Genomic DNA, 18,749 nt, shown 5'->3' on the forward strand with positions numbered 1-18,749 from the left:
AACATCGAACCGAGCAACCGAGGATGGCTTGAGCAGGCGAGTTCTCATAACAGGCGCTACCGGGCAAGACGGCCGGTACCTGATAGAGTTGCTGCGCGGTGAGGATTGTGAGATCCACGCGCAGACACGCGGTCAGCCGCCGCAGGACCCGCATGGTGTGGTGTGGCATCGCGGCAATCTGGTTGATTTGGAGTTCCTGACCTTTCTATGTGTCGAGCTTAAGCCGGACGAGATCTACAATCTTGCAGCGCAATCCCGCCCCATCAGGTCCTGGGAGTCGCCAAGAGACACCACGCAAATCAACGCCATCGTCCCTCAGAGCATTTGCGAGCTCCTGGTTCGCTATAATCCGACGGCCAGGCTATTCCAGGCGACGTCGTCGGAAATCTACGGGGAATGCATGGGCGAGTTTCAGAGCGAGGAGACGGCCTGCCTCCCGCTCACGCCGTACGGCATCGCCAAGCTCTACGCTCACCACGCCATCGGTGCTTTTCGGCGGCAATATGGCTTGCACGCCTCGTCGGGGATCCTATTCAATCACGAGAGCCCCTATCGGCCCGTTTCGTTCGTATCTCAGAAGATCGCACATGGGGCGGCTGCAATAGCATGCGGGCTCGACAGCACTGACGCGGTCGACGATCTCGGATTTCCAATCGTCAAGGACGGCGTTCTCTCGCTTGGCAACCTAGCTGTGCGCCGCGACTTTGGCTTTGCGCGCGATTACGTCGAAGCGATGCGCTTGATGGTCCGACATACCACTCCTGGCGATTACGTGGTTGGGACAGGCCTGACTCATTCTATTGAGGAGTTCTGCGAAACAGCTTTTGCTGCGGTGGGCCTGGACTGGCGCGACCATGTAAAGGTCGATTCCAGCATGATCCGCAAAACCGATAGCCATTTCACTTGTGCCAGCGCCTGGAAAATCACTCGCCTGCTCGGTTGGCGACCAAGCGTTACATTTCAAGAACTCGTCACTATGATGGTTCGAGCGCAAATGGACCTCCTCCGCTCCAAGCCGCTGTGCACCGAAGTCGCAAGTCGCACCGGAACGGCCGAATAGATCATGCGCGTGCTCCACGCCTATAAAATCTACCGTCCTGATGTTTACGGTGGCATCCCCCACGTCATGTCCACCCTGAGTGACATGGATGGCATGACCAGAGACATCCTTGTGGCTCGCCGCGTCGGAATGGGGCGTCGGTTCTGGGACGGAACCGACCGAGTGACGGCGGTTTCCTCGCTCGGCACCCTCTTCTCCACTCCGGTCGCTCCGACCTACGTATTCGCGCTGGCGCAGATGGCCCGCGCGGTCGATTTGGTCGTTCATCACGCCCCTTTTCCACTGGTCGATTTAGGTCTATCGGGCGGCCTGCCTCCGACGACGGCGCTCGTCGTTCACTGGCACGCAGAAATGGTCACCCGTCCATTTCTCGCAAAGCTCATCGCTCCTCTGGTCCGCCGAACGTTGCAACGGGCCGATCGGATTATCGTGTCCGATTCCGTCATCATCCAAAATTCCGAATTTCTCCCTGGGTACGAGCGGAAGTGCGTGGTTCTACCCTACGGGTGCGACACGGATTTCTGGGCCCGATCGGAAGAACTGGGTGATCAATCAAGACCGCTCCCCGGGTTCAATGGATCCAAGAGGATCGTCTCGGTCGGGCGCCTCGTCGCCTACAAGGGTTTCGAGGTTCTGCTCAGAGCGCTGCCATCGCTAGACGCACATGCCGTGATCATCGGAGACGGGCCACTCCGGCCTAGTCTAGAAGAGAAGGCCAAGGCCCTCGGGGTCAAGCACAAGGTCTCATTCGCCGGAAATCTATCGAACGATGAAGTTCGGCAGTATCTGCAGGCAGCAGATGTGTTCGCATTTCCCTCCATGACCTGTGCCGAGGCGTTCGGTCTTGTCCAGATCGAGGCCATGGCCGCCGGTTTGCCTATCGTCAATACCTCGCTCAAAACGGCCGTGCCCTTCGTAGCCCGCCACAATCGTGAAGCACTCACTGTGCCGCCGGGAGATTCCGTCGCGCTTGCAGATGCACTGCGACGCATCCTCGAGGATCCCCAGCTTGCCTACCGGCTCGGTCGGGCAGGTGCCGATCGAGCGCGATCTGACTTCGACCAGAGGCGGTTCGTGGCTCAGATTCGGGATGTCTACAAGGAGGCTGTCGCAAGCCGACAGTTGCCGTCGTGAACAGCTCGCCGCCGACACGGACCGGGGGATTGCACGGCAACTGGTCAATGGTTGCTCCCGGCAGCAGCCGATTTCGTCGCAGCGTCTTTCTTGCGGCATTGGACATTCGGGACGCGCTCTTATTGTGGCGCCTCTGGGGAACGCTCGGCTGGAACGATATCGTCCAACGATATCGCCGCTCGCTACTAGGCCCTCTCTGGCTAACGGTGAGTATGGCTATCATGATAGTGGCGCTGGGCATCGTTTATGCCAAGATCTTCAAGACGGACCTTGATGACTTCGTGCCCTTCTTGAGCATTGGGCTTATCATCTGGGGCCTGATCAGCTCGGTGCCGATGGAGGCCGGCAGCATCTTCACGGGCGCAGAGTCGTTCATCAAGCAGGTGCGTCTACCGTACTCGTTCTACGCGTTCCGGTTCGTCTGAAGCAAGATCATCATATTTGTGCACAACGTCGTCATCTACTTCGGAATTCTCGTGTATTTTGGCATCTGGCCTGGCACCGCGACGAGATCATCGAAAAATACGCAACTAGCATCTAAACACGGCCACGGAGTCACACATGAGCGGCAATCGGCGCTACAAGGCTATCGAGAGATGCCGGATCAGCCAAAGCCCCAATCTTATTCCTGTCCTAAATCTGGGACATCAGAAGCTGACCGGCGTGTTCCCACGCGACCCCTCCACCGAGCTGACGACCGGACCGCTCGAGCTCGTTTGGTGCCCGGACTCGGGGCTGTTGCAGCTTGCCCATTCATACGAAGCTGAGGAGATGTACGGCGAAAATTACGGCTATCGATCCGGACTTAACCAGTCCATGGTCGACCATTTGACCCGAAAGATCCGCCAGCTCTCAGTCCGTGCCGATCTTTCGGCCGGCGACACCGTTCTGGATATTGGCTCCAACGACTGCACGTCTCTCAAGGCGTACACCACCGCCGGAATCCATCGGATTGGTATCGATCCGACGGGGCAAAAGTTCAGGGAATATTACCCTGAAGACGTAAAGCTGGTACCCGAGTTTTTCTCGGCCGAGGCATACCAGAGCGTCTCGCGCGAGCCGGCCAAAATCGTGACGTCGGTTGCCATGTTCTACGATCTCGAGGATCCAATTGGATTCGCACGGTCTGTCGAGAATATCCTGGCCAATGACGGCATCTGGCACTTCGAGCAGAGCTATATGCCCTCGATGCTGCGGATGACCTCGTATGACACAATCTGCCACGAGCATCTGGAGTTCTATTCGCTTTCGGTGATCAAGCACATCCTGGACGCAGCGCAGATGAAGCTGATCGACGTTCAGATGAATGCGGTCAATGGCGGCAGCTTCGCCGTTACGGCCGCGAAGAAGGGGGGGCCTCACAAGGCAAATGAGGCCGTGCTGAATTGGACGCTCGAACAGGAGGATCGCGCAGGCCTCCATACGCCGCGGCCTTATCGAGAGTTTGAGGAGCGTGTCTTCCGGCACCGCGAGGACCTGCGCCGCCTCCTAAAATCTCTCGTTGCCGACAACAAGCGAATTGTCGGCTATGGGGCATCTACGAAGGGTAATGTTGTCCTGCAGTTCTGCGGAATCACAGAAAAGGAGGTGTGCGCGATTGCCGAAGTAAATCCCGACAAGTACGGCGCATTCACTCCGGGCACAAACATCCCGATCGTCTCCGAGGCCGACGCCCGGCGCATGAAGCCGGACTACTTTCTCTTGCTCCCCTGGCATTTCAAGGACGGAATCCTCAGGCGTGAGCAGGCCTTTCTCGACAACGGTGGCAAGATGATCGTTCCATTCCCTGAAATCGAAATCATCTGATGCCGTCCCCCCACCAGCGATCGGCGAAGCGCGTCTTGATTACGGGCGCTGACGGGTTTGTCGGAAAACACTTGTGCGCGGCATTGCTTGCGCGCGGGAATGACGCCGCAGTGCTGAGGACATGCCGGCGATCGACGACGGCCGGCGGCGACGCGCGCGTTGAGCTCCTTGACGTGCGGGACGCCCGGGCTGTCGAGGGCCTCTTGTCGGACTTCAGGCCGAGTCATGTGGTGAATCTTGCGGGAATAAGCACGCTTGCCGAGGCCGATGCGGATGTCGATCGCACTTGGCAGGTTCATCTGCAAGGCAGCCTCAACATTGCACGAGCAATCCTCAGATCCGTACCGGATTGCGTGATGCTGGCGGTCGGCTCCGGCGAAATGTACGGTTCGAGCGCGCTTTCGGGGATGCCCTTGGATGAACAGACGGTGCTTGCACCCGTCAGCGAGTATGCAGCGAGCAAGGCCGCCGCCGATCTTGCGATCGGCGCGCTGACACGCAAGGGACTGCGGGCAGTGCGATTGCGTCCCTTCAATCATAGCGGGCCAGGGCAATCCGACCGCTTCGCCTTGCCAGCCTTTGCCAGACAGATCGCCGCAATCGAACTTGGGGGTGCCGATCCCGTGATCAAGGTCGGCAATCTCGAGGCCGAGAGAGATATCGTCGATGTTCGGGATGTCGTCGAGGCCTACATCACCGTGATCGAAGGGTCCGACAAGCTGCCATCAAATGCCGTCTTCAACATCGCGTCCGGCAAGTCAGTCAGGATCGGTGATTTGCTCGATCTGATGCTTTCCTTTGCCTCCAAGAAGATACGGATCGAGCCAGATCCAGGCCGAATGCGGGCCATCGAAATTCCTCGCTACGTGGGCAATGCAAACCTCGCTCGCGAGGTACTCGGATGGAAGCCAGAATTCACTATCTCCAGGACGCTCAGGGACATGTATGACGCTTATCGCTCAACCACGACGCCTAGCTGACGATGTGTTCGCCCACTATGAGCAGAGATCCGTATCGCGGCAGAAGCACTCCAGTCGGGCCTGGCGGCATCAACTCAACCCGGCCAGTAGAGGTCATCTGACTTCCGATCTGCCGGAGGCAATCACGCTAACACCAACATGAGCTTGCCTTCGGGACCTATAAGGGAGTGAGAATGCAGATCGGAATAGAGCGATCGGTTCTAAGTCAATCGACCACGGGAATCGCAAACTACGCGCGGCACATTGTCGGCGCCGTCTGTCTGGCCTACCCAGATGTCCGCTTCAAGACGTTCGGCCGAATTGATTGGCGACCACTGGATAAATCGGAAGCTTCGTTTCTCAGCGGTGCTACTAAGGTGGACGAATTCATCGCCGAACGCCGCCCCACCCTCCCCGGTCGTCTTCTCAGGACGATGCGGCCCATCGCCTCTGATCTAGCTTTGGCCCGCGAGCTCCGCGCGATCCTCCGCAGATTCAAGCAGGCGGCATTTGCACGTTCCGCACGGACCCAGAACCTCAATATCTTCCACGCATTCAATTTCCGTCCGCTGGCCGACCCAGGAGTTCCGGTGCTTCCGGTCGTCTATGACCTCTCCACCTTTCGCTATCCGGAATTCCATCCTCCGGATCGCGTTCGCTGGCTGAGTTCGCTTGGGAAGATCGTCGAGCGTGCCCCCCTTGTGCACACCATCTCGTCCTTCAGTAAGAGAGAGATCGCGAGCTATTTCGGCTACCCGAGTAGCCGGATCTTTGTTGCGCCGCCAGCTGCTGCGGCAATATACGTGCAACGGCGAGAAGACGTGACGCGAAGAGAACTTCTGCCACTAGGCGTGAACTATGGTGAGTTCTTCTTGACAGTCGGAACGCTGGAGCCGCGCAAGAATCTCCGCATCATTATAAGCGCCTACGCGAGACTTCCTGCGCACGTGCGCGCGCGCTTTCCTCTCCTGGTCGTCGGCGGACCAGGATGGGGCGCGCTAAACCTGCCCCGTGAGACGGATTCGCTCGTGGCTGATGGGCATCTCAGGCTGTTCAAAGCCTTGTCCGATGGTGGTCTTCGCACGTTGTATGAGGGGGCGCGATTGATGCTGATGCCGTCCCTCTACGAGGGATTTGGCATGCCCGTCGTTGAAGCGCTGTCCTGTGGCACGCCCGTGGCCGTCAGCGCGGGAACGGCAATGGAAGACGTGGCGGCTGAATTTGGAAGCGCTGTCGACCCTCTGAATATCGACCATTGGACCGAGATACTTAACAGGTCGATCGATTCGTCCGATTGGAGCGATCAAACGCTTCGAAATGCTCGGAGCTCACACGCGGCGAAATACAACTGGGGACGGAGCGGCGCAATGGTTGTCGAAGCCTATCGGCAGATCATGTCCATATGAAACTCTGAATTGGCTTGCCCAGCTTCGCTGAGAGGGAACCAGACTGGCTCCCATAGGCAATCCCTCGCGCAGAAGCGACATTCCGAGAATCCTTATCCCCCTTATTCTGTGCGGAGGCGCAGGTACACCGCTGTGGCCCGTGTCGCGCGACACTCATCCGAAGCAATTTGTTTCGCTGCTCGGGCTTCGCTCCACCTTTCAAGCTGCTCTTCTGCGCGTTGACGATCCAGATCTTTTCGATAGGCCAATCGTCGTGACTCAGGCCTCCTACCTTTCCCTTGTTCAAGGTCAGATATAGGCGGTTGGGATGCAAGCCGACGTTGTTCTGGAACCGTTTAGAAGGGAGTCCGGTCCCGCTATCGTCGCCGGCACGATGCTTGCCGACGCGCAGTCCGGTGATGCGATTATCCTTTGCGGCAAACTCTGATCAAGCGATCGACGATGTTGACGCCTTTCGCGTGACCTTGCCCCCAAGTTTTATCCAGATCTGAGTTCGTTCGGGCGGTTTGATGTGCCCATCTGGGCGGTCGTAGCGGCGGGAGCTGGCGCGGAGCTCTCGGCATAGCGCAGCGCCAGATCCCGACGCGGATTGCAGGTGGCGGCGAACTCGGATGGCGTCTTCGTGCGGCCGAGCGTCGTTATAGTCGGTCCGCCAGCATCGGAGCGCGACGCGTGCCTGAGCAAGCGAGGTGAACAGCGTCTCGTTCAGCAGTTCATCCCGCAGGCGACCGTTGAAGCTCTCGATGAAGGCGTTCTGCATGGGTTTGCCCGGCGCGATGTAGTGCCAGGCGACACGGCTCTGATCGGTCCATGTCAGGATGGCATTGCTCGTGAGCTCGCTGCCGTTGTCGCTCACCACCATCTTGGGCTTGCCGCGCTCGGCGACCAGCCGGTCCAGCTCCCGGGCGACCCGGGCGCCCGAGAGTGAAGTGTCGGCCACCAGCGCCAGGCACTCGCGGGTGCAGTCGTCGACCACGGTCAGGATGCGGAAGCGCCGGCCATCGGTCATCTGATCCGACACAAAGTCGAGTGACCAGCGATCATTCGGGAGCAGCGGCACCGTCATCGGCGCTCGCGTCCCGATAGCGCGCTTGCGGCCACCTCTGCGGCGCACCGTGAGCCGTTCCTCCCGGTACAGCCGGAACAGCTTCTTGTGATTGACCAGGTAGCCCTCCCGCTTGAGCAGGACGTGCAGGCGACGATAGCCGAAGCGGCGACGCTCATGGGCGATCGCCCTCATGCGCTCCCGCAGCCCGGCATCACCGGCCCGGCTCGTCCGATATCTGACCGTCATGCGGCAACAGCCGATGGCTTTACACGCCCGCCGTTCGCTCATCCCGTGAACGCGCACGAGATGTGCGACAGCTCTCCGCTTCGCCGCAGGCGTCACCACTTCTTTCCCAGGAGATCCTTCAGGGCGGCATTGTCCAGCATGGCGTCCGCCAGCAGCCGCTTGAGCCGCGTGTTCTCGTCCTCCAGCGTCTTCAGACGCTTGGCCTCCGAGACGTCCATTCCGCCGAACTTGGCCTTCCACTTGTAAATGCTGGCGTCGCTCACGCCATGCTTGCGGCAGAGATCGGCGACCGGAACGCCAGCCTCGTGCTCCTTCAAAATCCCGATGATCTGCTCTTCCGTAAAGCGGCTGCGCTTCATGCTCTGGTCCTCGTTGGGCCAGAACGAACTTCAAACTGGATTAAGCCCCAGGGGCAAGGTCAGCAGGGACGAGTTCGATGTAGGCAAGGAGGTGTTGTAGATCGTCGTTGGCACCGCTCGACTGTCAAGAAGCGTGGCCTCGATCCCGCTGGGCTTCTCGCCAATCGTCACAGGTACCGCGCAGAAGGAGCGGTACGCGCTGATAGCGTCAAACGTGATGTCGTGGCGGAGCGGATTGTTGTTTGCTGCTGTGGGTAAGCCGCACTGGTCGTCTACATCTCTGCACAACTGACCGTCGCGCCGAATCAGGCCGCGCCATTTGGTCGCGCTCGATCGAACTAAAGCGGCGTGATGTCGACGTGCAGCACCGTGGCGCGACCGCCATCGACGGCTGCGATGCAGCGTTCGATGGCTGCATCGAGCGCCTCGGGATCGTCGACCCGCTCGCCATGGGCGCCGAATGCGCAGGCGATGTCGGCAAGACGACGCTGCTCGTCCTGACGGCCGGTGCAGAGCCGGGAAAGAAATGAGTCGGTCTGCTGTGCCACGCCGTCCGGATAGACGCGCTGAACCGATGCCTTCACCGCCTGCCAGCCGTTATTGTCGAGGATCACGGTCAGGATCGGGAGCTGATATTGCTGCGCTACGGCGTAGACGGAATCCGGCGCGGCGAAATGATAGGCGCCGTCGCCGACGATCTGCACCACGCGCGCTGAGGGATTGGCGAGCTTGAGTCCGAGCGCCATGCCGCCGCTGAAGCCGAGGCCGCCGCCCGCCAGGCCCACATAGGTCATCGGCCTGGTGCGGCGAAGCTGCTGCTGCAGGACCGGCGCGTTGCGGACCGCCTCGTTGACAACGATGTCGTGCTCCGACAGATGCGCCTGCAGCCGCGCGAACAAATGGGCCGGGTTGATCGCGCCGATTGAGCCCTTCTGCGCGGCCGCCGACGTATGTCTCGCATGCGCGGCCTTGCGGGTTGGCTGCCAGCTCGCGATCCTGTCGCGCACCTTCCTCAAATATGTATCGTCGGCACGGGCGACGACAAGCTCCAGGACCTGCCGAAGAATGACAGCCGAATCGCCCTGAATGCGGAGGTCGGTGGCAAATCCCCACATCGGGATGTCCGCCTTCAGGGCGTCGATGTCGATCTGGATCCAGCGCAGCCGATCGGCCGCCTTCAGCGTCTGCGGAATGAAGGGGACGTCGATGTCGATGAGCAGTCCGAGATCGGCGCCAGCAATAAGCGCGGCGGGGTCGGCGCCCGCAAAGCAAGGGGAGTCCTGGCAGATGTTCATCGTGATGGGATTGAACTCGGCGACCCGGATTCCGCAGACCAGCGCCAGTCGCTCCAGCACAGAGACGGCCTCGGCGCTGCGTCCGAGGTATGCGGTCACTGCGATCGGATTATCCGCCTTCATCAGCGCGTCCGCGATCGCCTGCGCGCGTTCCGGCTCGATGCCTCCCGCTTTGACGCTGCCATAGCGCGCGGCCGGGTAGGCCGGCATCGCCTGTTCGTCCCAGGTCTCGGCAAGGGTTTCTCGCGGCAGCATCATGTAGACCGGGCCGGGCGGATCGCTGTGCATGAACGCGGCAGCGCGGGCCACCGCCTCCTTGACGACGACGCCCGACGGCAGGGTGTATTCCCATTTGACATAGGGCCGCACGACGCTGCCCTGATCGAAGCTCTCCTGCACGAAGTGGACGTAGGTGTCACGTCCTCCCGGCAGCTCGCCATGCAGCGCGAACGGAGCCCGCCCAGCGAACAGCAGCACCGGCAGCCGGTAGCGAAAGGCGTTCTGAATGGCCATGCACGCGTTCGCCGTGCCGGCATCGACGTGGACGAACACGGCCTGGCCGCGGCCGGTCGCGCTCGCATAGCCCATCGCCATGTGCACCGCGACCACCTCGTGGGGGCACAGGATCACCTCGGGGTGCCGTCGACCTTCGCTGTCCCAGCGTGCAAGTTCCTCGATCAGCGAGACATGATCGGTGCCGAGATTGGCAAAGATGTAGTCGATGCCGATCTCGACGAGCGCCTCGAGGAAGTAGTGCGCGGTGGTGTGGCGTGTCATGGCGCGCTGGCGAGGATCAGGCGACGACGACATTGTCACGGCGCACGGCCTCAGGCCGGGTTGGGAGGCCGCGCAGGCGGTCCAACAGGTCGTCGGGCTCCTGAGGTGCGGCAGCGCCGCGCCAGGCGATGTGCGAATCCGGTCGCACCACGAGCAGGCTGTCAGCGAAGTCGTAGCCGGCCTTGGCCCGGTCGACGTCGACGAGCGTCAAGGGAACGCCCTGGCGGGCTGCGGCCTCGACCAGCGCCTCGGCATTGATGGTTGGATCGAACCGGACCAGCGTATAGGCCGGGCCGAGCGCGTCGAGCAGCGAGCGGCCATCGGCGAGCCACACATGCGGGGCGCGTGCGCCCGGCACGGTCGACGCGGTGAAATGGCCCATGCCGTAGGGCGGCGGCGTCTCGCCATCGTACGAAATGGCCGGTGACCGGTCGTAGTAGTAGCCGAAGTTCAGGCCGGCGCAGCAATATTGCTGCACGTTGAGGTCGTAGGCGGCCTGTCCCACCTTGCGGCGCGCCTCATCGCCCACGGGGCCGTCCATTTCGACTTCGGCAGGCACGCTGCGTCGCTGGCTCATCACGGCGAGCGCATGGTTCATCGCGAAGTGCGACACCTGTTCGGTGATCGGCTGCCGCTCCGCCTCATAGGCGTCCAGCAGGGCAGGGGCAGCCCAGCCGTGCAGCACGCCGGCGAGCATCCAGCACAGGTCGACCGCATCGGCGATCCCGGCATTCATGCCGTAGCCCGCATAGGGAATCCACAGATGCGCCGCATCGCCACAGATGAAGGCACGGCGATCGCGAAAGCGATCCGCCACCAGGCGGCGTCCGATCCAGTCCTCCTTGCTGATGACCTCGTACTCGAAGCGGTCGTCGACACCGAGAATGGTGCGCAACGCCCAATCGCGATCGACACTGTCGAATTCGACTTCCTCGGCCGCGAGGTGGTTGTGGATCAGCCAGTTGTCGCGGCCGTCGATGGAGACGGTGGTGCCGCAGCGCCGGGGGTTGAGCGACATCGTCATCCAGGCCGGCTTCTGGGTGATCAGGTCCTTCAGCGCAGGGGCATGGATGTAGGTCGACTGCACCCGCTGCACGACATCGGTGCCGCTGAGCCGCGCGCCGATCAGCTTGCGCACCGCGGAGCGGCCACCGTCGCAGCCAATCAGATAATCGGCCGAAATGGTGATGTCCCGGCCGGCGTCGAGATCGCGTGCCCACGCGATCACGCTGTTTTCATCCTGGTCGAACCGATCGACCTCGACGCGGTTGAGAATCGTGATGCCGCGTTGCGCCTCGGCGCAAGCGAACAGGATGGGCTCGAGATAGATCTGGTTGATGCGATGGGGCGGCTCGGGCGTCGGCCAATCGGTGTCGGGTCCACCGGTCGCCGTATAGCGGTCCTGGCGGGACGGAATCGGGATGCGCGTCAGCTCGCGGCCGACGACCGCGGTGCGATAGGCGCAGTCGTTGGGAAAGTCGGCCGGCAGGCCGCCTTCGCGCACTTGTTGGACGATGCCAAGGCGGCGGAACACCTCCATCGAGCGCGCGGAGACGTGGTTGCACTTCACATTGGGCGGCTCTCCGGCGCGCCTGATCTCCGCGACCACGACGTCGATGCCGCGCGAGGCGAGATCCATGGCGGCGGTCAGTCCGACCGGGCCGGCGCCCACGATGAGCACCTGGGTTTGAATCGTCTTCATGTCAGTTATCTTCTGCTTTGAACCTAGGCACGCTCGGCTGTCGAAAGCGCATCCCGCTGCGTGTCGTCGGCGGTCGGAAGACTGCCGCGCATGCCGAGGACGGCAAGGCCCAGGATCACCAGTGCCGAGAACAGTTGCGGCACCGCGCTGGCCTGAAACAGCGAGGACACGTCCCATTTCGCCGCGAGCATCAACCCGCCGATCGTGACGCCGAGGATCGAGCCGAAGCGGCCGATGCCCAGTGCCCAGCCGATGCCGGTGCCGCGGATGTAGGTCGGATAGATGCGCGCCGCGTAGGCGTTGCAGCCGATCTGTCCGCCGATCACCGCGACGCCGGCAATGAAGACGGCCGGCACGAGAATCGGCAGTGACGCTCCTGCGATACCGATGGTGATGATCGAGAGGAAGCCGGCAACGTAGGTCGCGAACAGGACGCGATCGAATCCGAACTTTTCGATCAGCAGGCCGAGCCCGACGGTGCCAAGCATGCCGCCGAGCTGGAAGGCGATGCCGACGGCGATCGCCGCCTGGACGTCAAGCCCGACACCATGTGTGAGCGTGGGCAGCCAGCTGTTGAGGAAATAGATGTCCATCATGTTCATGAAGAACATCACCCACAGCAGCAGGGTCGGGAGCAGGCGCCGCTTGGTGAACAACTGCGGCAGCAGGAAGCCCTTGCCACTCTCCTCGATGATCGTAAAGCGCGCGTCGGCGGGGAGGCGGTCCGACGGATCGATCCGCCTCAGCAGCGCGCGCACGCGATCATTCTTGTTGTCGTCGAGAGCCAGCAGCGAGAGCGATTCCGGCAGCCAGATAATGAGGACCGGACAGAGGATGAGCGGCAGAATGCCGCCGATGAGAAAGATGATCTGCCAGCCATAGGCGGTGATGAGCTTCGCCGCGACCGCTCCGCCGATCGCCGATCCGAGCGACACCGTCATGAACATCAGCATGATCAACAGGGTCCTGCGACGCTGCGGCGAATATTCGCCGGTCAGCGCGATCGTGTTGGGCAGGACGCCGCCGAGCCCGAGGCCGGTGAGGAACCGAATGATGACGAGGTCGGAGACGCTCGTGGCCTGGGTGGTCGCCAGCGAGCCCAGCGCGAACACGAGAACCCCGGCGACGACGAGCCATTTGCGTCCGAGATAGTCGGCCAGCGCGCCGAACACCAGCGAGCCGATCATCACGCCGAACAGGGACGCACCGAACACGGGCCCCAACGCGCCCGGCGCCAGATGCAGGTCCTTGCTGAGGGCAGGGGCGACGAAGCCGAGCGCCTGGGCATCGAAGCCGTCGAGCCCGACGACCAGCGCGCACAGGCAGATCACCCTGATCTGGAAGCCCGACAGCGGCCGCTCGTCGACGTAGCGCGTGAGATTGATCGCTTGCGTCAAATGTCCCTCCCCATGTGCTTGTTGTTGCCTGGCGCGCTTCGCAGCAGCCGCCGGCTGTTTGCAAATATGTTGCATGATCAAACTCTTTCGATTAGCCACAAAATTCTCATTCATTCATGAGGAAAGCTAATGCCCCCGACCTTGCGGCAATTGGAGGCCCTGGTCCTGGTGTATCGGCTCGGCAGCATCACCAGGGCGGCCGCCGAGCTGCGCGTCACGCAGTCGGCGATCAGCCTGCTGATCCGGCAGATCGAGGAGAACTTTCAGCTCAAGCTGTTCGATCGCACGACGCGGGCGCTGCACCCGACGGCGGCCTGCCGTGAGGCGATCACCGCCGCGGAACGCATCCTGGCGGGGACGCAGGGGCTGTCGCAGCGGATGCGCGACCTTGCCGAGATCAAGGCCGGCCGAATTTCCATCGCGGTCTCAGCGGGCGTCGCGTCGGCGCTGCTTCCACGCGTGTTTGCGACGTTTCGATCGCGCCATCCCGAGGTGAGGATCGATCTGCGCGATGTCGCGCCCGACGAACTCCTCGCGATCGTGATGGCCGGGCATGCGGAGTTCGGCCTCGGCAGCGTCGAGGACGAGGGCGTGCCGGAGGTCCGGATTGACACACTGATGCAGAGTCCGCTCTCGGCCATCGGCATCAAGGACGGCCGGTTCGAGAAGCACCGCCGCCTGACGTGGGACGGCATCATGAGCTCGGACCTGATCACGATGCGTCACGGCACGCGGATCCGCAGTCAGATCGACGAGGCGCTGGCGCAGACCGGGCGGGCGCTGAAGCCGGCCTGGGAGGTGTCGCTGATCACGACCGCGCTGGCGCTCACGGCGGAGGGCGCCGGCATCAGCATCCTGCCCGCGCACATGCTGCCGAAGGCACAATTTCCGACGCTTGCCGCGGTCCCGCTGTCGCAGCCGACGATCCATCGGCATGTCTCGCTGCTGAGCCGCGCCGACTTTGGATTGTCACCGGCCGCGCAGCGCTTCGTCGAGATCGCGAAGGCCGTGCTGTCGCGCAAGGGCGGCTGATCACGGCTTCGAAGACGGGGGGCGCTCCTTTTCCAGTCGCTTCGCCTCATTCCACAATTCGTCCATCTCGTCGAGCGACGCTTCTTCGAGTGTACGGCCCTTGGCCGTCAGCGCCTGTTCGATGTGCGCGAAACGGCGCTCGAACTTGGCGTTGGTGCCCCGCAATGCGGTCTCCGGATCCACCTCGGCATGGCGGGCAAGATTGACCAGCGCGAACAGGAGATCGCCGGTCTCCTCGGTCAGCTCGGTCGCATCCTTGTTGTCGAGCGCGGCCTCGATCTCGTCGGCTTCCTCGCGGATCTTCTCCAACACCGCGCGCGGATCGTTCCAGTCGAAACCGACGGTCGCGGCCTTGCGCTGCAGCTCCATCGCGCGCACCAGCGCAGGCTGTCCGGCCTTGACGCCTGACAGCAGCGAGGACTTGCCCGTCTCCGCCTCGGGCGGCCGTCGCGCGGCGCGCTCGGCCTTCTCCTCGGCCTTGATGCGGTCCCATGTGCCTTTGATGGGCTGGGTGACGTTGCCGTCCTTGTCCGGAAACACATGCGGATGGCGGCGGATCATCTTCTTCGTGATGCCCTCGACGACGTCGCCGAACGCGAACGCGCCTTGTTCTTCGGCGATGCGGGCGTGATAGACCACCTGCAGCAGGAGATCGCCGAGCTCCTCGCGCAGATCGTCGAGATCGTCGCGCGTGATCGCATCGGCCACCTCATAGGCTTCCTCTATGGTGTAGGGCGCGATGGTCCGGAACGTCTGCTCGATATCCCACGGGCAGCCGGTGACCGGCGTGCGCAGCGCCGCCATGATCTCGATCAGGCGTGAGATGTCGCGGGAGGGGATCATGGGCAGGTCCTGACAGCATCGTTCGATCGTGTCCTGTATGCCCCAAGCCGCGCGCGGCTCCCAGCAAAAAGGGCGATTGCGCGGGATCGCTCCGCGGGTTGGCCCGACCCGTCGATGATGCTAAGCGGGGGGCCATGAGTGAGCAGGACATGACAGCCCTGGTGCTGTTCTCGGGCGGGCAGGATTCCACGACGTGCCTGGCCTGGGCGCTCGACCGCTTCGCGCGCGTCGAGACGATCGGATTCGCCTACGGCCAGCGCCATGCCATCGAGCTCGCCTGCCGCGACCGGCTGGTCGAGGGCATCGCGCGCCTGCGTCCCGACTGGGCGGCCAAGCTCGGTGACAGCCAAACGCTGGACATTCCAACGCTGGCTGCGATCTCCGAGACGGCGCTGACGCGCGACGTCGCGATCGAGATGGGTGCTGACGGCCTGCCCAACACCTTCGTGCCGGGCCGCAATCTGGTGTTCCTGACCTTTGCGGCGGCGCTCGCCTATCGCCGCGGCATCCGCCACATCGTCGGCGGCATGTGCGAGACGGACTATTCGGGCTATCCTGACTGCCGGGACGAAACCATCAAGGCGCTGCAGAGCGCGCTGAGCCTGGGCATGGCGCGCGCCTTCGAGCTGCACACGCCGCTGATGTGGCTGTCGAAGGCCGCGACCTGGCAGTTGGCGCATGATCTCGGCGGCACCGGGCTCGTGGACCTGATCCGCGACCGGTCGCACACCTGTTATCTCGGCGAGCGCGGCGCGCGGCACGATTGGGGGCACGGCTGCGGACAGTGTCCCGCCTGCGAGCTGCGCGCCAAAGGATGGCGCGAATACATCGTGGCGGGCGGGCCATCCTGAATCGGAAGCGGGGCCCTCGGGCCCCGCGGAGAGTTGCGCGACAGACGAGCGCTCAGGCGGCTTCGTTGTCCGACGGCTCACGCTGACTGACGATGACGAGATCCGCATCGGCGAGGTCGTGGCCGTCATCGGCCTCATTGGCTGCGGTGGAGGCCGCCTGCGCGACGAGGCGCGCGGTAATGTCGTGATTGGCGTCCTTGCCGCTCTTCTCCCAGGCAGGCGCGTTCAGCACCACGATGTCGTCGTCGTGGGCGGCACCGTCGTGATCGGCGGGCACGATCGACGGCGACTTCACCGGCTTGTCGACGACACGCAGGGTCGGGGCCTCGGCTTCGACCGGCACCGGTGCGGCTGCGGCCGGTTCGTCCTCGGCCATTTCTGCCTGCTCCGGCGCCGGGTCTACGGCCTCTTCGGCGGGAGCATCCGTGTCGGCGCCCGCAGCGCTGGCCACCGCCTCGGCGGCTTCGGCGGGCTGTTCGGCGGCCGCGGCAAGGCTCTCTGTGGCCGGCGCATCATCATGCGGCGCGAGACCGAGATGCTGCGAGATCTCCTTGATCACGCGGTCGATCGCCACCAGCACGCGATATTCCGGGATCGAGGCCATGTGCTGCTCGAACCGGTTGCGCGCATATTGCAGCGAGTCGATCACGTCGGTGGCGATGGAGGAGCCCGACGCTTCGGTGCCGTGCAGGGCTCCGGCGGCCTTCTCGGTCGAGCTCTCGATCAGCAGGAAGGCCTCGTATTGCGGAATCGATTTGAGCTTCTCATGATAGTCCTGACGCACGCCGGCGAGCGTGTCGACGATGGTGGCGAACTCTGGCGCGGGCATTTTCAACGTCCCCTCAACTTCGGCAAAGAAGATGCGGGACGCTACGGACGCACTGATGAATGTTCAATTTCGAACGAATACGGCTGTTCGCGGCATGAATAGCCGGCCGTTAAGACCGCACCATCAAAAGCAGGATCGCCCGCTCACCGGGCATTAAGCATCCTCGCGACCCTTGCGAAACGCTCAGCCGGCAAAATCCTCGGGCCGGAGCTCGATGGGCTTGCCATGTGGGGTGCGATCGGCCGCGTGATCCCAGGCGTCGCGGTAGCGCGCGAGCGCATCGGCGGAGGTGACGCCCTTCTCGGCGACCAGACGTTCGAGCGTCGCCAGCCAGTGTCGATAATACGTATCGCCGCAATCGGCGTCGCCGGCCGCTTGCGCGCGTGAAATCTCCTGGGCGAGCGCAGCGGCCCATTCGGGCCAGGTGAATAGCCCGCGGGCGTGCAGCGTGACGGCCATCGCGAAGGCGTGCGCTTCCCACGGCTCGCGAAATACGGGCCCGCTGTCATCAACGGGAATGCCGGGCAGGGCGCGCGTCGCCGCGACCGCCGCCTCACGGTCCGGTTTCATCGGGCTGGCTCCAGATAGGGCTCGAAAGCGTCGACCGTAACCTCCAGCAGCGGATCGGGCGCATCGGCCCACAGCTCGGCGCCGCTGAACGCCACCGTGTAGAGCCATTGCGGATCTTCGCCGCCGCCATGGGCGTTGCTGTCCGGAAACACGTGCATGCCTCTGACCGCCGCGACGCGGCCGAGATGGCCGCGCACGTAGCGCGGCAGCCGCGTGTGTGTCGACGGATTGATGTCCTTGGCCCGAACACTGTCGCCGACGGCGAACAGCGCCGGCTGCGTCGCCACGCGTTCGGTCGGGCCACCGCGACGCAGTGTCGGCGCGACGGCATCTGCAGTGAGGATCTTGGCGACGGGCTTGGCCGGATGCAGCACCTTGCCGGCGGCGATCTCATCGGCGTCGACCAGATGCCGCTCCTGCATCAGCCGTTCGAGGCCCGCGAGCCAGATCTGGTAGTAGCTCATGCCGAGGTAGTCGTCTGGGGGACGGTTCTCGCGCGCGAACCGCGACATGTCGATGTTCCAGCCGCCGGGGGTCGCCATCGCCAGCGTCATGGCGAACGCGCGGCGCTCCCATTCGGCGTGAAACACCGGCTCGTTCGGCTCGGGGCGGACCGGGCCGAAGCCGGCGACGCCGCCCATGTCATGCGCACCATCCATCAGCGGCCGACCTCGTGCGGCTGCTTCGGCAGCCCGGTGCCGATCATGCTGTCGCGCGTGACGAGCTCGGCGAGCCGCTCCGCGCTCCAGCCGTCGGTCCCCGCGGGACGCATCGGCAGCACGAAATAGCGGACCTCGGCCGTCGAATCCCACACCCGGATCTTCGTCGTCGGCGGCAAGTCGAAGCCGAAATCCTTCAGGACGCCGCGCGGATCCTTCACCGCCTTGGCGCGATAGGGCGCCGACTTGTACCAGACCGGCGGCAGGCCGAGCACGGGCCACGGATAGCAGGAGCACAGCGTGCACACGACCATGTTGTGCAGATCCGGCGTGTTCTCGACCGCCACGATGTGCTCGCCCTGGCGGCCGGCATAGCCGAGCTCACCGATCGCCGGCGTGGCGTCGGCAAGAAGGCGTGCCCGATAGGCCGGATCGGTCCAGGCCCGCGCCACGACCTGGGCGCCGTTGCGGGGACCGACCTTGCTCTCATAGGTCTCGATGAGCACGTCGAGCGCAGCGGGATCGATATATCCCTTCTCGGTCAGGATGCTTTCGAGCGCGCGGACCCGCAGATCGGTCTCGGACAGGTCCGAGTGATCGTGCGGATGGTCGTGATGGTGGCCGTGATCCGTCATGGTACAACCATAGGCGTAATCGGGCACCGCTGTCGAGCCGAGGACGTTACAAACCGACGGTGCGAGCAGTCGCGTTTCAACGCTGCCGCAGCCGTGCGGCGGTCACAATGCCGGGCGCGGCGCCGTCGGTCATTGACGCGC

At 63.3% G+C, this 18,749-nt stretch carries 17 protein-coding genes and 1 pseudogene; 9 read left to right on the forward strand and 9 right to left on the reverse strand.

Annotated features, from left to right (window positions below):
- Positions 1-28: 28 nt before the first annotated feature.
- The 7 genes from QW861_RS00050 (at position 29) to QW861_RS33960 (ending at position 6,663) form a co-directional block, all read left to right on the forward strand.
- Positions 29-1,060 (forward strand): GDP-mannose 4,6-dehydratase, encoded by a 1,032-nt coding sequence (locus QW861_RS00050; RefSeq protein ID WP_316172326.1) that lies wholly within the window; start codon positions 29-31, stop codon positions 1,058-1,060.
- Positions 1,061-1,063: 3 nt separating this feature from the next.
- A complete protein-coding gene (locus tag QW861_RS00055; RefSeq protein WP_315751533.1) occupies positions 1,064-2,194 on the forward strand; it encodes a glycosyltransferase in 1,131 nt (376 codons plus the stop codon).
- Entirely contained in the window at positions 2,191-2,619 is a 429-nt protein-coding gene (locus QW861_RS00060) for an ABC transporter permease (protein ID WP_315751534.1), read from the forward strand. Before QW861_RS00055 ends, QW861_RS00060 begins: the two co-directional genes overlap by 4 nt.
- A gap of 136 nt (positions 2,620-2,755) precedes the next feature.
- The gene (locus tag QW861_RS00065; protein ID WP_315751535.1) at positions 2,756-4,000 is read left to right on the forward strand and encodes a class I SAM-dependent methyltransferase; all 1,245 of its coding nucleotides are present in this window, start codon (positions 2,756-2,758) and stop codon (positions 3,998-4,000) included.
- Positions 4,000-4,980, forward strand: coding sequence for a GDP-mannose 4,6-dehydratase (locus QW861_RS00070; RefSeq protein ID WP_315751536.1), 981 nt, complete (start codon positions 4,000-4,002; stop codon positions 4,978-4,980). The genes QW861_RS00065 and QW861_RS00070 overlap by 1 nt, the downstream gene beginning before the upstream one ends.
- A gap of 173 nt (positions 4,981-5,153) precedes the next feature.
- Positions 5,154-6,365, forward strand: coding sequence for a glycosyltransferase family 1 protein (locus QW861_RS00075; RefSeq protein ID WP_315751537.1), 1,212 nt, complete (start codon positions 5,154-5,156; stop codon positions 6,363-6,365).
- 106 nt (positions 6,366-6,471) lie between these two features.
- A complete protein-coding gene (locus QW861_RS33960) occupies positions 6,472-6,663 on the forward strand; it encodes a sugar phosphate nucleotidyltransferase (RefSeq protein WP_409998651.1) in 192 nt (63 codons plus the stop codon).
- Between the two features lie 179 nt (positions 6,664-6,842).
- Here QW861_RS33960 and QW861_RS00080 read toward each other — a convergent pair.
- The 4 genes and pseudogenes from QW861_RS00080 to QW861_RS00095 form a co-directional block, all read right to left on the reverse strand.
- A pseudogene (locus QW861_RS00080) lies at positions 6,843-8,018 on the reverse strand (IS3 family transposase).
- Between the two features lie 338 nt (positions 8,019-8,356).
- Positions 8,357-10,090, reverse strand: a complete 1,734-nt coding sequence (locus tag QW861_RS00085; protein ID WP_315751538.1) for a thiamine pyrophosphate-requiring protein — start codon at positions 10,088-10,090, stop codon at positions 8,357-8,359.
- A gap of 16 nt (positions 10,091-10,106) precedes the next feature.
- Positions 10,107-11,792, reverse strand: coding sequence for an FAD-dependent oxidoreductase (locus QW861_RS00090; protein WP_316192542.1), 1,686 nt, complete (start codon positions 11,790-11,792; stop codon positions 10,107-10,109).
- A gap of 23 nt (positions 11,793-11,815) precedes the next feature.
- Entirely contained in the window at positions 11,816-13,189 is a 1,374-nt protein-coding gene (locus QW861_RS00095; protein ID WP_316192543.1) for an MFS transporter, read from the reverse strand.
- Positions 13,190-13,318: 129 nt separating this feature from the next.
- On the opposite strand from QW861_RS00095, the gene QW861_RS00100 reads away from it, so the two are divergent.
- On the forward strand, positions 13,319-14,221 hold the full coding sequence (locus QW861_RS00100) for a LysR family transcriptional regulator (protein ID WP_316192544.1): 903 nt from the start codon (positions 13,319-13,321) through the stop codon (positions 14,219-14,221).
- Here the strand turns inward: QW861_RS00100 and mazG are convergent, their stop codons facing one another.
- The gene (mazG, locus tag QW861_RS00105; protein WP_316192545.1) at positions 14,222-15,064 is read right to left on the reverse strand and encodes a nucleoside triphosphate pyrophosphohydrolase; all 843 of its coding nucleotides are present in this window, start codon (positions 15,062-15,064) and stop codon (positions 14,222-14,224) included.
- Between the two features lie 134 nt (positions 15,065-15,198).
- Here mazG and queC point away from each other — a divergent pair, with 134 nt between their 5' ends.
- Positions 15,199-15,915, forward strand: coding sequence for a 7-cyano-7-deazaguanine synthase QueC (queC, locus tag QW861_RS00110; RefSeq protein ID WP_316192546.1), 717 nt, complete (start codon positions 15,199-15,201; stop codon positions 15,913-15,915).
- A 52-nt stretch (positions 15,916-15,967) separates the two neighbouring features.
- Here the strand turns inward: queC and QW861_RS00115 are convergent, their stop codons facing one another.
- The 4 genes from QW861_RS00115 to nthA all read right to left on the reverse strand — a co-directional run bounded on the left by QW861_RS00115 (position 15,968) and on the right by nthA (position 18,608).
- Positions 15,968-16,744 (reverse strand): hypothetical protein, encoded by a 777-nt coding sequence (locus QW861_RS00115; protein WP_316192547.1) that lies wholly within the window; start codon positions 16,742-16,744, stop codon positions 15,968-15,970.
- Between the two features lie 183 nt (positions 16,745-16,927).
- The gene (locus QW861_RS00120; protein WP_315751545.1) at positions 16,928-17,314 is read right to left on the reverse strand and encodes a nitrile hydratase accessory protein; all 387 of its coding nucleotides are present in this window, start codon (positions 17,312-17,314) and stop codon (positions 16,928-16,930) included.
- Positions 17,311-17,973, reverse strand: a complete 663-nt coding sequence (nthB, locus tag QW861_RS00125) for a nitrile hydratase subunit beta (protein WP_315751546.1) — start codon at positions 17,971-17,973, stop codon at positions 17,311-17,313. The genes QW861_RS00120 and nthB overlap by 4 nt, the downstream gene beginning before the upstream one ends.
- A complete protein-coding gene (nthA, locus tag QW861_RS00130; protein ID WP_315751547.1) occupies positions 17,973-18,608 on the reverse strand; it encodes a nitrile hydratase subunit alpha in 636 nt (211 codons plus the stop codon). Before nthA ends, nthB begins: the two co-directional genes overlap by 1 nt.
- Between the last annotated feature and the right edge of the window lie 141 nt (positions 18,609-18,749).

The sequence above is a fragment of the Bradyrhizobium sp. SZCCHNRI1029 genome (assembly GCF_032487555.1).
Lineage (GTDB): Bacteria > Pseudomonadota > Alphaproteobacteria > Rhizobiales > Xanthobacteraceae > Bradyrhizobium.

Bases quoted from the DNA above. Each gene is read 5' to 3' on its own strand.
- QW861_RS00090 (WP_316192542.1), bottom strand. From the start codon at position 11,792: ATGAAGACGATTCAAACCCAGGTGCTCATCGTGGGCGCCGGCCCGGTC.
- QW861_RS00055 (WP_315751533.1), top strand. From the start codon at position 1,064: ATGCGCGTGCTCCACGCCTATAAAATCTACCGTCCTGATGTTTACGGT.
- QW861_RS00075 (WP_315751537.1), top strand. From the start codon at position 5,154: ATGCAGATCGGAATAGAGCGATCGGTTCTAAGTCAATCGACCACGGGA.
- QW861_RS00120 (WP_315751545.1), bottom strand. From the start codon at position 17,314: ATGAAACCGGACCGTGAGGCGGCGGTCGCGGCGACGCGCGCCCTGCCC.
- QW861_RS00085 (WP_315751538.1), bottom strand. From the start codon at position 10,090: ATGACACGCCACACCACCGCGCACTACTTCCTCGAGGCGCTCGTCGAG.
- mazG (WP_316192545.1), bottom strand. From the start codon at position 15,064: ATGATCCCCTCCCGCGACATCTCACGCCTGATCGAGATCATGGCGGCG.
- nthB (WP_315751546.1), bottom strand. From the start codon at position 17,973: ATGGATGGTGCGCATGACATGGGCGGCGTCGCCGGCTTCGGCCCGGTC.
- QW861_RS00115 (WP_316192547.1), bottom strand. From the start codon at position 16,744: ATGCCCGCGCCAGAGTTCGCCACCATCGTCGACACGCTCGCCGGCGTG.
- nthA (WP_315751547.1), bottom strand. From the start codon at position 18,608: ATGACGGATCACGGCCACCATCACGACCATCCGCACGATCACTCGGAC.
- queC (WP_316192546.1), top strand. From the start codon at position 15,199: ATGAGTGAGCAGGACATGACAGCCCTGGTGCTGTTCTCGGGCGGGCAG.
- QW861_RS00065 (WP_315751535.1), top strand. From the start codon at position 2,756: ATGAGCGGCAATCGGCGCTACAAGGCTATCGAGAGATGCCGGATCAGC.
- QW861_RS00070 (WP_315751536.1), top strand. From the start codon at position 4,000: ATGCCGTCCCCCCACCAGCGATCGGCGAAGCGCGTCTTGATTACGGGC.
- QW861_RS00100 (WP_316192544.1), top strand. From the start codon at position 13,319: ATGCCCCCGACCTTGCGGCAATTGGAGGCCCTGGTCCTGGTGTATCGG.